Annotated in this window: 9 protein-coding genes; 6 read left to right on the plus strand and 3 right to left on the minus strand. The window is 58.5% G+C overall.

Annotated elements, in window-relative coordinates; all coding sequences use genetic code 11:
• Positions 1-106: 106 nt before the first annotated feature.
• Complete coding sequence (gene glnA / locus LVD12_RS11180; protein ID WP_237067792.1) at positions 107-1,513, minus strand: glutamate--ammonia ligase; 1,407 nt, start codon at positions 1,511-1,513, stop codon at positions 107-109.
• A 338-nt stretch (positions 1,514-1,851) separates the two neighbouring features.
• Here glnA and thiI point away from each other — a divergent pair, with 338 nt between their 5' ends.
• The 5 genes from thiI to LVD12_RS11205 all read left to right on the plus strand — a co-directional run bounded on the left by thiI (position 1,852) and on the right by LVD12_RS11205 (position 6,825).
• Positions 1,852-3,324 (plus strand): tRNA uracil 4-sulfurtransferase ThiI, encoded by a 1,473-nt coding sequence (gene thiI / locus LVD12_RS11185; RefSeq protein ID WP_237067793.1) that lies wholly within the window; start codon positions 1,852-1,854, stop codon positions 3,322-3,324.
• A gap of 399 nt (positions 3,325-3,723) precedes the next feature.
• Positions 3,724-4,569, plus strand: coding sequence for a MipA/OmpV family protein (locus LVD12_RS11190; protein WP_237067794.1), 846 nt, complete (start codon positions 3,724-3,726; stop codon positions 4,567-4,569).
• Positions 4,566-4,946 carry a DUF3019 domain-containing protein gene (locus tag LVD12_RS11195; RefSeq protein WP_237067795.1) on the plus strand — a complete coding sequence of 127 codons (381 nt, stop codon included), beginning with the start codon at positions 4,566-4,568 and terminating at the stop codon, positions 4,944-4,946. The genes LVD12_RS11190 and LVD12_RS11195 overlap by 4 nt, the downstream gene beginning before the upstream one ends.
• Positions 4,943-5,644, plus strand: a complete 702-nt coding sequence (locus LVD12_RS11200) for a response regulator transcription factor (protein WP_237067796.1) — start codon at positions 4,943-4,945, stop codon at positions 5,642-5,644. Before LVD12_RS11195 ends, LVD12_RS11200 begins: the two co-directional genes overlap by 4 nt.
• Positions 5,644-6,825: a sensor histidine kinase gene (locus LVD12_RS11205; RefSeq protein WP_237067797.1), complete on the plus strand. Its 1,182-nt coding sequence runs from the start codon at positions 5,644-5,646 to the stop codon at positions 6,823-6,825. Before LVD12_RS11200 ends, LVD12_RS11205 begins: the two co-directional genes overlap by 1 nt.
• A 29-nt stretch (positions 6,826-6,854) precedes the next feature.
• On the opposite strand, the gene LVD12_RS11210 is transcribed toward LVD12_RS11205, so the two are convergent.
• The gene (locus LVD12_RS11210; RefSeq protein WP_237067798.1) at positions 6,855-8,036 is read right to left on the minus strand and encodes a M14 family metallopeptidase; all 1,182 of its coding nucleotides are present in this window, start codon (positions 8,034-8,036) and stop codon (positions 6,855-6,857) included.
• Positions 8,037-8,790: 754 nt separating this feature from the next.
• Between LVD12_RS11210 and typA the strand changes: the two genes are divergently transcribed.
• Positions 8,791-10,599 (plus strand): translational GTPase TypA, encoded by a 1,809-nt coding sequence (typA, locus tag LVD12_RS11215; protein ID WP_237067799.1) that lies wholly within the window; start codon positions 8,791-8,793, stop codon positions 10,597-10,599.
• A 108-nt stretch (positions 10,600-10,707) separates the two neighbouring features.
• Here typA and LVD12_RS11220 read toward each other — a convergent pair whose 3' ends face one another.
• On the minus strand, positions 10,708-13,239 hold the full coding sequence (locus LVD12_RS11220; protein ID WP_237067800.1) for a TonB-dependent receptor plug domain-containing protein: 2,532 nt from the start codon (positions 13,237-13,239) through the stop codon (positions 10,708-10,710).
• Positions 13,240-13,648: the final 409 nt, after the last annotated feature.

The following is a 13,648-nucleotide window of genomic DNA, read 5'->3' on the forward strand; positions in this document are numbered from 1 at the left end:
GGCGAACATCTCCCCGCTAGTGTACCGCCAACAAAAAAGCCCGCACCTGGAAGGCGCGGGCTTTTGGCGTCAAATGCGACCGGCGTCACGGGGACGCCGATGCACATTAAACGGAGTAGTACATGTCGAACTCGACCGGGTGAGTGGTCATGTTCAAACGCTCGACTTCTTCACGCTTCAGCTCGATGTAAGCATCGATGGCGTCGTCGGAGAAAACACCACCTTCGGTCAGGAAGGCGCGGTCCTGATCCAGTGCGTCCAGGGCCATTTCCAGGCTGGAAGCAACGGTCGGGTACTCGGCCACTTCTTCCGCCGGCAGGTCGTACAGATCCTTGTCGGCCGGGTCGCCCGGGTGGATCTTGTTTTTGATACCGTCGAGGCCGGCCATCAGCATGGCAGCGAACACCAGGTACGGGTTGGCGGTCGGGTCCGGGAAGCGGGCCTCGATACGCTTGCCCTTCGGGCTGGCAACGTACGGGATGCGGATGGACGCAGAGCGGTTGCGCGCGGAGTAGGCCAGGATAACCGGCGCCTCGAAGCCCGGTACCAGACGCTTGTAAGAGTTGGTGGAAGCGTTGGCAAAGGCGTTGATCGCGCGAGCGTGCTTGATGATACCGCCGATGTAGTACAGGGCAGTCTCGGACAGACCGGAATAACCGTCGCCTGCAAACTGGTTGACGCCGTCCTTGCTGAAGGACTGGTGGATGTGCATGCCGGAACCGTTATCACCTACCAGCGGCTTGGGCATGAAGGTGGCGGTCTTGCCGTAAGCGTGGGCAACGTTGTGCACGCAGTACTTCAGGATCTGTACTTCGTCCGCCTTCTTCACCAGGGTGTTGGCGCCAACGCCGATCTCACACTGACCTGCGGTACCCACTTCGTGGTGGTGCACCTCGATCACCAGGCCCATCTGCTCCATGGCGGAACACATGGCAGCGCGCACGTCGTGCAGGGAGTCGACCGGCGGAACCGGGAAGTAACCACCTTTTACGCCCGGGCGGTGGCCGATGTTGCCTTCCGGATGGGGCATGCTGGAAGACCAGGCTGCTTCTTCAGAGTTGATCTTGTAGAAAGCACCGGCCATGTCCGCACCCCAGGTAATATCGTCAAAGACGAAAAACTCGGGCTCCGGGCCAAACAGGGCAGTGTCACCCAGGCCGGTGGACTTCAGGTAATCTTCAGCGCGCTGGGCGATGGAACGCGGGTCGCGCTCGTAGCCCTGACCGGTGGACGGCTCAACAATGTTACAGCGCAGGATCACGGTCGCTTCGTCAGTGAACGGGTCCAGTACCGCAGTCTCGTCGTCCGGCATCAGGATCATGTCGGACTCGTTGATGCCCTTCCAGCCAGCGATGGAAGAGCCGTCGAACATTTTGCCTTCTTCGAAGAATTCGCCGTCGATCTCTGAAACCGGCAGAGATACGTGCTGTTCTTTACCTTTGGTATCGGTGAAGCGCAGGTCTACCCATTTGGCCTCACTCTCTTTAATCAAACCGAGCGTTTTCGCTGACATTGCAGTCCTCCAGGTCTTGGAAAAGTATTGAGTTGCGACAGCCCTGTTGCTGGCGTGTGCTCTTCTTTCGTAAAGATCCGTATGCGCGACCTTTATTTAACCAGTAACAAAGCAAGGAGTGTGCCAAATTGGGGCAGGCGCGCCAGATGGCGCTCCACCGGGGTCACATGGCGTCGTCTTGGTCAGAATAGATGCAGCCGGCGCAACTGGCTACCGACTTTCGCACCAAAATGGCGCGCATTCGCGCGCGATCGCACAAGCCCGGTGCACGACCAGTCGCGGCCGTGCTGGTTTATAATGCAGCGTTTTCTCCAGAAAGTGGTACACCACGGATTCCCATGCACTTTGTCGTCAAGTTCTTTCCCGAAATCACCATCAAGAGCAATCCCGTGCGCAAGCGCATGTCCAAGCAGCTCAAGGACAACCTGCGCATCCTGCTGCATCGCGTGGACGACCGCATTAAGGTCCTGAAGGACTGGGAAAAGATTGAAGTCATCGCCCCAGACGCCGTTGCCCACCTCTCCGAACGGATCGAGGAAGTGCTGGCCCACACACCGGGTATCGCCAACTTCACCCGAGTGCAGCAGTTCCCGCTGGGAGAGATGCACGATATCTATGAGAAGACCTTCTCGGTATGGGGCGACAAACTCGACGACAAGACTTTCTGTGTGCGCGTAAAGCGCAGCGGCAAGCACGACTTCCAGTCCCTGGACGTGGAGCAGTACGTCGGTGGTGGCCTGAACAAGAATACCGGCGCCAAGGGCGTCAAGCTGAAGAATCCCGACGTGACGGTGAAGCTGGAAATCCGCCACGACAAACTCAATGTGGTCGAAGAGCTGCACCAGGGCCTGGGCGGTTTCCCGCTGGGCACCCAGGATCCGGTGCTGTCGCTGGTCTCAGGTGGATTCGACTCCATCGTCGCCAGCTACATGACCATGAAGCGCGGCATCCGTACCCACTTCCTGTTCTTCAACCTCGGTGGACGCCAGCATGAGCTGGGCGTGAAAGAAGTGTCCTATTACCTGTGGAACCGCTATGGCTCCTCCCACCGGGTAAAGTTCGTATCCGTTCCCTTCGATGAAGTCGTGGCAGAGATCCTGACCAATGTGGATGACTCCCATATGGGCGTGATCCTCAAGCGCATGATGCTGCGCGCCGCCACCGCCATCGCCAACGAACTGGAAGTGGATGCGCTGGTGACCGGCGAGGCCATCGCCCAGGTCTCCAGCCAGACCCTCAAGAACCTGTCAGTGATCGACAGCGTGACTGACACCCTGGTGCTGCGGCCACTGATCGTGAGCGACAAGACCGATATCATCCGTACCGCCCGCGAAATTGGCACCGAGGAGTTCGCGGCCAACATGCCCGAGTACTGCGGGGTGATCTCTGTGAAGCCCACCACGCGAGCCAAGCGCGAACGGGTCGAGGAGGAGGAAAGCCACTTCGACTTTGCCGTGCTGGATCGCGCCATCAACCAGCGGGTGATCCAGAACATCGACCAGGTGGTGGAAGAGATCAATGGCGAGGTGCCGGACGTGGAAGTGGTCAGCGATCCCGGCCAGGCGGTGATCATCGATATCCGCCACCCGGACGAGGAGGAGATGGACCCACTGGAACTGGAGAACAGCCAGGTGGAGGTGATCCCCTTCTACCGCCTGAACCGCGCTTTTGCCACCCTGGACCCGGACAGGCAATATCTTCTCTATTGCAGCCGCGGCGTCATGAGCCGGCTGCACGCCTCGCACCTGCTCGACGAGGGCTACCGGAATGTCGGCGTACTGCGCCCGCACCTGCCACACCGGCCCGAGTAATGCCGCATTGACCGAATTCCCCGGCTGCTGCGCCGGGGAATAATATTGCGTTTCAGCCCTCACCGGGCCCCACCACTGCCCCACGCACAACTCCCTTCCCCCTCACAGGCCCCTGGAAACCCTGCAAGCCACTGTCAACCTCTGGCGACTGAATCGCGGGCATCGGCCCCAGAAACAACACCGATTTTCAGGCCCTGGTCACCCCTGCCTGTGCTTCGACAGCGGCAGATTCAGAAGATCTGTCGGCCGCCCCTGGTGAAAAGGCAAAACAAGATGCTGTGACCAGCCAGCCAGCGCGATTTACTTCTGCCGGCCCGAAATTTTGTAACAGTTTGTGACTTTTTGCTCTGCCGGCCCCGCCCGTCAGGTAGGGTTGTGGTAAAAGAGACGCCAACAGATATGCCTTCACATCTGAATATGTACACAAGAATTCTAATAACATCACTGTTACTGCTGGCCCACGGCACCGCCCTGGGCGCTGAAATCAGAACGCCACAGTGGGAACTCTCACTGGCCAGCGGCCGCGGCGTGATCGAGAACCCCCTAGAGGGCCGTGCAGATGGTGAAACTTTTTTACTGCCGTCGCTCAGTTATTACGGAAAACGTTTCTTTTTCAGCAATCTGACCGCTGGCTATAGCCTGGTCGAGAACAAGCGCTTCTACATCGACCTGATCGCTCAGCCAAACGAGGACGGGCTCTTTTTCCAGCTGGACAAGCCCGCAGTCGCCGCCGGTTCAGTCTCCATTTTCATGCCCCTCGCCCAGGCACCGGAAGTCAGCGAGATCGATCGCCGGGTTTCCCTGATGGCCGGCGCGAGTAGCACACTCGTCAGCGGCATGGCCGACCTGTCTTTTTCCTGGCTGCACGATGTCACTGGTGTTCACCACGGCAGTGAGGTGCACCTCAGTATCGACAAGCAATACGGATTTCTTGGCGGCGCCCTGGGATGGGGAATCGGGGCCGTGCACAAGGATACCGACCTGGTTGACTACTATTATCACTTTCGCGAGGAGGAGGCTGGTGCTTTTGCCGAGCGCTATGCCCTTGCCCATCCGCCCGGCGATGTCACCGACCAGTATGCACGGCTGCATTTTTCCTACCCGCTCGGTAAGGGTTTTGCCCTGCGGCTTGCGGGCCGCTACAACCACTTCGATCTCGATGGCAGGCTCCCCCGCTTTATCCGCAAGTCCGAGACGCTGAGCTGGTTTGCGGGCATCCAGTATTCCATCGGAAGTGGCAGATGAAACACTTCCGCTCACTTCTGCTCCTGCTCTGCCCGACCCTGGCCTTGCCGGGCGTGGGCAATGCGGCCGAACTGAGCTTAACGCCTAGTCTCTGCGCAATTGATGAAGGCGAGGACACCTGCTCCATTTCTATTAATGTCGCATTCACGACTGATGAAAGCGACCGTTACTGCCTGCAGATTTCCGGCAGGGGGGTGGTGCAATGCTTCGCCGGTCACCAACTGACGAAAATGAAGATCCACGTTACCGCCGATGCCGATACCGAGTTTCAGGTCACTGAGGCAGACAGCGGAGCGCAAGTGGCGACGGCCACACTCAAAGTTGCACGCTATCGTCCCACACGCCACCAACGTCGCTACGGCTGGGGGCTGTTATGACGGCATCCAATTACCGCATCCTGTTATTGGAGGATGACGAACAGCTGGCGGCTTTGATCTGCCGTTTTCTCGGTGAGCGCGGCTGCGCCGTGACTCATGCAAATAATGGCAGCGACTTTCTCAAGGCACTGCACCATCGTGATTACGACATCATTCTGGCGGACGTGGTCTTGCCCGATGCCAGCGGATTCTCGCTGCTGCAGCAGTGCCGACACCAGCTGAACTGCCCGCTCATTTTCATCAGTGCCCTGAGCTCGGTGCGGGACCAGGTCAGCGGTCTGGAACTTGGTGCCTGTGACTACCTGGTCAAACCCGTCGACCCGGAGCTGTTGTGGGCAAAGATCGAAGCCAACATGCGCAACAGCAGGAAATCTGCGACGACTGTTGCCGATATCCATTTCGGACCGCTGCTGGTGGATCTCGCTAGCCGCCAAGTTGCCGTCGATGGCGAACCGCTGCCGCTCACGGCAAACGAATTTGATCTCCTGCTGATCTTTGCCGAACAACCGTCAAAGCTTTTGAGTCGCGAATATTTATTCCGGCGTGTCATTGGTCGGGAGTTCGATGGTCTGGATCGCGCGGTGGACATGCGCGTAAGCCGGCTGCGCAAGAAACTGGACACGCTCACCGGTGAGATCGCCATCCGCTCCGTGCGCGGACGGGGATATGTGCTCTGTGCCACCAAAGGAAGTGATTGATGCGTGGCCAGATGTTACGCCTGCTGGGTTTGATGGCACTGGCCCTCGTGGTGGTTTTCTCAGCCATCAGCGCACTTCATCAACAGTATTCCAGCGGGCCTGACGACTACACCATCAGTGCCACCCAGCTGGCACAGGCGCTGGAACGGAGTGAGGGCGCGCTGGTACAGACTTACCCGCTGCATGCGGTCCATTTTCCGGGCGAATTGATGTCACGCCTCAAGTCCGGTGCCACCGTCGGGCTCGACGATGACAATCAACAGATTCGTTTTTATCGCCTGAGCGGCGACCAGGTGATGGAGATCGGCCCCTTCAGCCAACCGCAGGCAGCCAGTGTCACCCAGTGGCGGCTGCTGTTTATCGGCACCATGCTGCTGGTGCTGTTACTGCTGATCTGGCCGATGTTCCGTGATCTCAACCGGCTGCAGAACCTGGCCATCCGCTTCAGTAAAAAACCGTTCCGGATGCCGGCGCCGACCAGTCGCCGCTCCACCATTTATCCGCTGGCGGAAACCTTCCGGCGGATGTCGAACATCGTGCTCGGCTACTGCCAGATGAGCCAGGACCTGGCCCGCACCATCGCCCACGAGATCCGCACCCCTCTGGCCCGAATCAAGTTCCAGCTGGCGCTGGATGACAAAGGAGCGGAGAGCAAACAGGTCGTCACCCAGGCGGTCAGCGATATCGAGCAGCTGGTGGACAAATACCTGAGCTTCTCCCGACTGGAAATCCACGAGGAATTCATCTCCCGCCGCCGGGTCTGCCTGGAAACTTTTTTCGATGACCTGGCGCCATCACTGGAAAGCCACTGCCCGGAGCTGGAGCTCGGATACTATTTCCCCGACGGCGAAGCCTGGTTCGAGCCGGATGCGCTGGCTATCGCAATCCAGAACCTGGTCAGCAATGCCCGCAAGTACGCAGATAACCGGGTCGACCTGCGCTTCGACTACTGTGAAACGCGCTGCCAGCTCACCGTCGAGGACAACGGCCCGGGCCTGGGTGGCGACGCCCTGGAACTCACCGATGCCTTTACCCGCTCCGCCACTGATGAGCAGGGGTATGGACTCGGGCTCTACATCGTGAAAAAAGTCATGATGTGGCACGACGGCGAACTCAGGCTGGGCCGCTCGCCCACACTGGGCGGCACCCGGGCCACCCTCAGCTGGCCCAACAGCCCCTGAAACTGCTGAGCATCCCCAATGCCACTGGCCTAATGACCCGAATCCACCGCAGTGATATTGAGATCCCCGCGCTCGGGTTTCACTTCCTCCAGCTGCAGGAAACGCGCAAGAACCTGTGGGTAGATATTGCTCATGTCCCCAATAATCTTGCTGCGCCAGCGGCCTGATGACGGGTAAAACATTTCTTCATAGCGGCGCTGTACTTCGGCGCGATCCTGCCCTGACAGGAAGCCATGAAAGTGTCCCTGGTTTTCCAGCACCGTCCGATGCAGTGACTCCACTCCACCTTTGGTGGCGAGGCTGTCCATGGTGCCGAACTCCAGAATAATCGGCACAAAGCGCTTTTCCGCTGCCAGCAGCTTCCCCGCGAATCCGATCAGATCACCCCGGATCGGGAAAAACCCGGACGCTTCGGAAGGCCAAACCATCTCGTAGTCCTGGAAAACCCACTCCATATCGCGCCTGATCTGCTCTGTGGCAGGATTGCCCGGATAGAAATGAGTTTCGCCGCGGGTGCCAAAGCCGGTATGCAAATCAATAAAAAGAATGCTCTGGTAGGGCGCCGCTTTATCGATAAGAAGTTGCTGTAAAAATTCTTGCTGTGGCTCAAAGCTGTCACCACCGTAGTAAAAACCCTGCGGGTACTGATACTGCCCACTGAGTGCGGCTTCCTGAATTGCATCACGGCTATTGCGCAACAATTTCAGTGATAAACGCTCTGCGAAGAAGCGGTTTTCCCACCGGCTCAAATCCACCGGTTCTTGCGGCAAGAGAAAGTCGTGCAATTGCCGGTAGCCGTGATTGCCATTCGCAAACAAAGCGGCAGTTGTATCTAGATTACGATTCAGGTCGACATTGTTTTCTGTTGCTCGTCGACCATATTTGAAGCCATAGGGGTTGAGCGCATGCAGCATCAGCAGATCAAAGTCTCCCGGCAGTTGGCCTGCGCGCAACATATCCACAAACAGCTGCTGCATTGCAGCGCCGGTTGGCGCCTCCATACCATGCACGCCGCTGACCAGGACCACCAGCCGCGGTGCATTGCTACGGAAGTGCAACCAGTCCACGGTCAGGTCCTCATCGGAGGACGACACCTTGAATAACCCACCCTGCACCTGATAGCGCGATGGTGACAGCGTTCGCAGCTGCCGAAACCGTTCACGACTCTGAGCGTAATTGTCCGGGAAATAGCGCAGGCTCTCCGGCTTCACGTCCACGCCCTGCAACGCCTCTGGCTGATAGCCCTGCTGCGGCAGCAGTGCCCTGTCGACGACCCAGGCAAACGCCACCAGAATTCCAAGGATCAATGCAAAGCGCTTCATAATGCCGCCCTACCGACAAAAAATTCGAATGCCGAAATCATCGCACAGCCAAAAAACCGCTGCACGCAGCGTGCTGTTCCCGTGGGGCAGCCATTCACCTTGAGCCCTGGTGCCGATAACACCGTGAAGCAGGCATCGTAAAGCCGGGGAAAACCAGCAGTGGCGATGCCCGATTCCACCGCAGGCTGCGCAGAAGCTTTTCCGTGGAGGTCAGGCAGGACGACCGGGATAACGGCTGTTCACCGGCGGCACCCGGCGTGGGCACCCCAGTACTGGCAGAACCGGGAAGCGTCAGGCCGCGTATCGCAGTAAGCACGAGCGGAAGGTGTACGGGATGTGACGGCCCGTGTCAGCCACCGGGATCCTCCCGCAGCACAGTACCCGCTTGCTCCTGTAGCCGCTGAGCGAAACCGCTTTACCTCTGCGTCCCGGCCCGATTCTCACCCCGGGGCGAGGGATTCCTCGCCCGAAGCGAAAAAAGCGGGGCAACTGTCGTTTTTTTGTTCAATTTTTGCTCCCAATTGTCACGCTTGGCCACTATAATCCCCGCCTTTGGCCGGACCACCGCTGCCCGTCAGCCCGCCCCGATTGACTTGACGCGCCAGTCAGCAAGCTGCGCGCACTACCCCCTCAGAGGTTCCCTGTGATTGATAACCTGCGCAATATTGCGATCATCGCCCACGTAGACCACGGCAAGACCACCCTGGTGGACAAGCTGTTGCAGCAGTCCGGCACCCTGGACCGCCGCGATGCGGATTCAGAGCGGGTGATGGACTCCAACGATCAGGAGCGTGAGCGCGGCATCACCATCCTGGCCAAGAACACTGCCATCCGCTGGCACGATTACCGTATCAACATCGTCGACACCCCCGGGCACGCCGACTTCGGCGGCGAGGTGGAGCGGGTACTGTCCATGGTGGACAGTGTGCTGCTGCTGGTGGACGCGGTCGACGGCCCCATGCCGCAGACCCGCTTCGTGACCCAGAAGGCGTTCGAGCAGGGCCTCAACCCGATCGTGGTCATCAACAAGATCGACCGCCCGGGTGCGCGCCCGGACTGGGTGATGGACCAGGTATTCGACCTCTTCGACAGCCTCGGCGCCACCGACGAGCAGCTGGATTTCCCGGTAGTCTACGCCTCTGCCCTGAACGGCATCGCCGGCCTGGACGATACCGACATGGCCGAGGACATGACCCCGCTGTTCCAGATGATCGTGGACAAGGTAGAGCCGCCGAAGGTGGACCGCTCCGGCCCCTTCCAGATGCAGATCTCCGCACTGGACTACAACAGTTACGTGGGCGTCATCGGTGTCGGCCGCATTACCCGCGGCACCCTGAAGCCCAATCAGCAGGTGGTGGTACTGGACCGCGAGGGTAACTCGCGCAAGGCCAAGGTGCTGCAGGTCATGGGTTACCTGGGTCTGGAGCGGATGGAAGTCGAGCAGGCCAGCGCCGGCGACATCGTCTGCATCACCGGCGTGGGCGAACTGAATATCTCCGACACCCTGTGCGATCCGGAAAAACCGGAAGCGCTGCCGGCACTGACCGTCGACGAGCCTACCGTGAGCATGACCTTCCAGGTCAACGACTCCCCGTTCGCAGGCCAGGATGGCAAGTTCGTCACCTCGCGCAACATCAAGGAGCGCCTGGAGCAGGAACTGATCCACAACGTGGCGCTGCGGGTAGAGCAGGGCGATTCACCGGATAAATTCAAGGTTTCCGGCCGCGGCGAGCTGCATCTGTCCGTACTGATCGAAACCATGCGCCGCGAAGGTTTCGAACTGGGCGTCTCCCGCCCGGAAGTCGTACAGCGCGAGATCGACGGTGAGATCCAGGAGCCCTTCGAGCAGGTGGTAATCGACGTCGAGGACCAGCACCAGGGTTCGGTGATGGAAGAGCTGGGTCTGCGCAAGGCGGAGCTGACCAACATGGAACCGGACGGCAAGGGTCGCGTTCGCCTGACGTTTATCGTGCCGTCCCGCGGCATGATCGGTTTCCGCTCCCAGTTCCTGACCATGACCAGCGGCTCCGGCATCATGACCAGTATCTTCGACCACTACGGCCCGGTGAAAATGGGCGACGTCGGCAAGCGCGTCAACGGCGTGCTGGTCTCCATGGTGAACGGCAAGACCCTGGCCTACGCGCTCTACGCGCTGCAGGACCGCGGCCGCCTGTTCCTGGGCCACGGTGAGGATATCTACGAGGGCCAGATCGTCGGCATTCACTCGCGCAGCAACGACCTGGTAGTGAACCCCACCAAGGCCAAGCAGCTGACCAACATCCGTGCCGCCGGCACCGATGAGGCACTGACTCTGACACCGCCGATCCGCCACACCCTGGAGCAGGCGCTGGAGTTCATCGAGGACGACGAACTGGTGGAAGTGACCCCGAACCACATCCGCCTACGCAAGAAAGTCCTGCAGGAAAACATGCGCAAGCGCGCGAAGAAGTAATTCCTCGCCAGAAGCACGCCACCTCCCTCGCCGCGATTCACTCGCGGCGCAAATAGATAAGCGCCCCGAAGGGCGCTTATTTTTTTACCTAAAAACCACGGAAATGTTTTAGAACTCGTAACTGGCTTTCAGGTAATAGAAGCCGCCACCAATACCGTAGGGCGACGTTTCGTAGTAGACGCCACCGAGCACGCTATCTTGCTCGCCGACGATGGAGCCATCAATTTTCCCACCCTTCTCATCAAACAGGTTTGACGCGCCGGCAGTCAGGAAAATGGCTTCTGTTGCCTGGTAAGATGCCTCCAGGTCGACGGTGAACGCGGAATCCAACTGCTCGCCAAACCAGTCGGCATGAACCCCAACATACTCGCCGTAGAAGTTCGTACGCAGGAAGGCACTGACCTTGTCCCAGTTTTGCGCCATGGTGAAGGAAGCGCGATGCTCGGGGAGTCCGCGCTCCAGACGCACCGCTTTACAGATCTCACCCTGATTATTCACGAAGGCACCGCCACAGGTTGCGTCACCTCCATTGACCTCTGTCTTGGTCCAGTTGTAGGCCAGGCTGAAATCAGTGCCACCACCCAATAGTTCCGCACCGTAGGTTGCCACCACATCGACACCGGTGGTTTCGGTATCGAAATCATTGGCAAAGTAGTTGATCTGTCCGATCAATTCCGGATTGGGCACACCGGCTGCTGCCATCGCCGCACGCTGCGCATCGGTGGGAGCGGCGTTGTCGGTCAGCGCGATGCGGTCCTGCACTTCGATGTAATAGGCATCGACAGTCACGTCGATTCCACCTGCTGACATGACCAGACCCGTGGCGAAGTTGACCGACTCTTCGGGCATCAGTTCTGCCTCACCCAGCTTGGTGGCCGGCAGGGTTTGCGCCTGGGTCAACTGGCCGCCCACGATTGAGGTCTGGGTATTGACCACAGATGCCTGGCCCATGGTCGGCGCACGGAAACCGGTGCTGTGAGAGCCGCGCCAGGCGATGTTATCGCTCAGCTGCCAGTTGAAAGCCAGTTTGTAGTTGGCGGTATCACCGAAGGTATCAAAGTTTTCGTACCGCACTGCACCGCCCAGCAACAGGTCATCGGTCAGCTGGTTTTCCACGTCAATGTAGAGAGCGTAGTTACTGCGCTCTGCCGTACCGGCAGAATCGATGGAGAAGCCGGCAAAGCCGTGAGAACCGATATTGAAGCCCTGGTCCGCCAGCGGTCCCACCTGCCAGGACATCCCTTCACCGGCGATAATCTGGAACGACTCGTCACGCCATTCGGAACCCATAGCGAGACTCAGGGTATCGAACTGCTTCTGCAGGTCGAAGTTCAGCGTCGTCTCCTGCTGGATGTAAGCGCCGGTATCGAAATTACGCTTGCTGTCTGGGCCAAACGACGGGTTGATGGTGTTGTTCAGACCGAATGCGGCCTCATTGCGGCCAAAGGAGCCGCTGACGTCATAGTTCCAGCCCTGCATGAAACCATCGGTCCATTCACCGCGGCGGCCCGCAGTAATCGAGGTATCGGTGATATCACCGACAAAGCGGGGGGTATAGCCGCCGGGGATCATTTTGTTGAAGACGAAGCAGTTATCGTCAGCCAGCAGACCCGACGTCACCATATCGGAGCCATCGTCCAGCGGCGTGGTGCGGTAGGCATCGCAGCTCGCCGCGTCGCCGTCCAGAGCGCCAACCAGTCGAACCCCATCCGTTGTGTAGACGCCATCGCGGCCATTCGGGTTCCGGTAATAGAATCCGCCATCCACCATGCGGTTGGAATAGTTACCGAAGGCATAAATTTCGCTGCCGTCTTTCAGGTCAATGCCGAAATTTCCAAACAGGGTCAGGTCGTCTTCGATCTTGGGTGAACCCCAGATTTGTGCCGGTACAGGTATATCGGTATTGCCGGCATCGATCATTGCCTGGGCGTCCGGGCGTTGAACGGAGCGGGAGGTGGCATCCGTGTTCTTTAGCTGGAAGCTTAAATTCAGGAAACCGGAGTCAGTCATGGCCATGCCATAGTTGCCGGCCATGGTCGTCGTCTGACCGTCGCCCTCAAAAAACTCGCCGTTTTTGACCTCCAGGGAGCCGCCTTCCGCGCTGTCTTTCAGCACGAAGTTCATCACCCCGGCAATGGCGTCTGAGCCGTACTGGGCTGCAGCACCATCACGCAGTACTTCAACCTGCTTCAGGGCGATGCTGGGAATCACGGAAATGTCGGGCCCCTGGGCACCGTCGTTCAGGCCACCGCCCTGGAAGGCAATGACAGCGGCACGATGGCGACGCTTGCCATTGAGCAGGACAAGTGTGGAATCAGAGGATAAGCCGCGCATGTTGACTGGGCGGATCATCGAGGCAGCATCGCTGATCGGTTGATCATGTACATTGAAGGAGGGAACCGAGCCTTTCAGCAGGTCGAGCATATCGCTGCTGCCCGACTTGGCCAGGTCATTCGCATTGAGCACATCCACCGGCACTGGTGATTCTGACACAGAACGCGCCTTCGTTCTGGTACCGACGGTAACCACTTCCTCCATGATTTGCTGGCTATCGCCGCCGGTCTGTGCAAAAGCAGGCATTCCCAGGCTGCCAGCCAGTGCGACGAGGGAAAGCGAAGTTACTATTTGTTGCACCTTCATGGTATCTCTCCGATCAGTGTTTATTGTTTTGTGGAGCGAAATTCAGATATCCGGTTTGGATTCGATGAAATCGTTGCGATGAAGACAAAAGCATGATTCCAGCTTTGCCTCAAAACGGATTGATTGGAATACATTCCAATCGCAAAGTCTACCCGCACGACCGGCGGGTATTTATGAGATAAAAATCAACATTGGATGCAACGTCACTAAAGTCAGGACTATTAATCGCGCGACTCAAGTCAAACTATCAACCAAGCATAATCATATTGAATTTTCTCCTTTCTAGAGGCATGAGCGCGGCAAGCATTGCATCCTGTTCGACAATTCCAGCCATCACCGTAGGCTCTGTCTGGCTCAATAAGAAACTGTTTGCGCAATTGCCCTGATACAACGTTATCGGCCACCGGCA

Source organism: Microbulbifer guangxiensis (genome assembly GCF_021729075.1).
Lineage (GTDB): Bacteria > Pseudomonadota > Gammaproteobacteria > Pseudomonadales > Cellvibrionaceae > Microbulbifer > Microbulbifer guangxiensis.

Bases quoted from the DNA above. Each gene is read 5' to 3' on its own strand.
- LVD12_RS11200 (WP_237067796.1), top strand. From the start codon at position 4,943: ATGACGGCATCCAATTACCGCATCCTGTTATTGGAGGATGACGAACAG.
- LVD12_RS11195 (WP_237067795.1), top strand. From the start codon at position 4,566: ATGAAACACTTCCGCTCACTTCTGCTCCTGCTCTGCCCGACCCTGGCC.
- LVD12_RS11220 (WP_237067800.1), bottom strand. From the start codon at position 13,239: ATGAAGGTGCAACAAATAGTAACTTCGCTTTCCCTCGTCGCACTGGCT.
- glnA (WP_237067792.1), bottom strand. From the start codon at position 1,513: ATGTCAGCGAAAACGCTCGGTTTGATTAAAGAGAGTGAGGCCAAATGG.
- LVD12_RS11205 (WP_237067797.1), top strand. From the start codon at position 5,644: ATGCGTGGCCAGATGTTACGCCTGCTGGGTTTGATGGCACTGGCCCTC.
- thiI (WP_237067793.1), top strand. From the start codon at position 1,852: ATGCACTTTGTCGTCAAGTTCTTTCCCGAAATCACCATCAAGAGCAAT.
- LVD12_RS11190 (WP_237067794.1), top strand. From the start codon at position 3,724: ATGCCTTCACATCTGAATATGTACACAAGAATTCTAATAACATCACTG.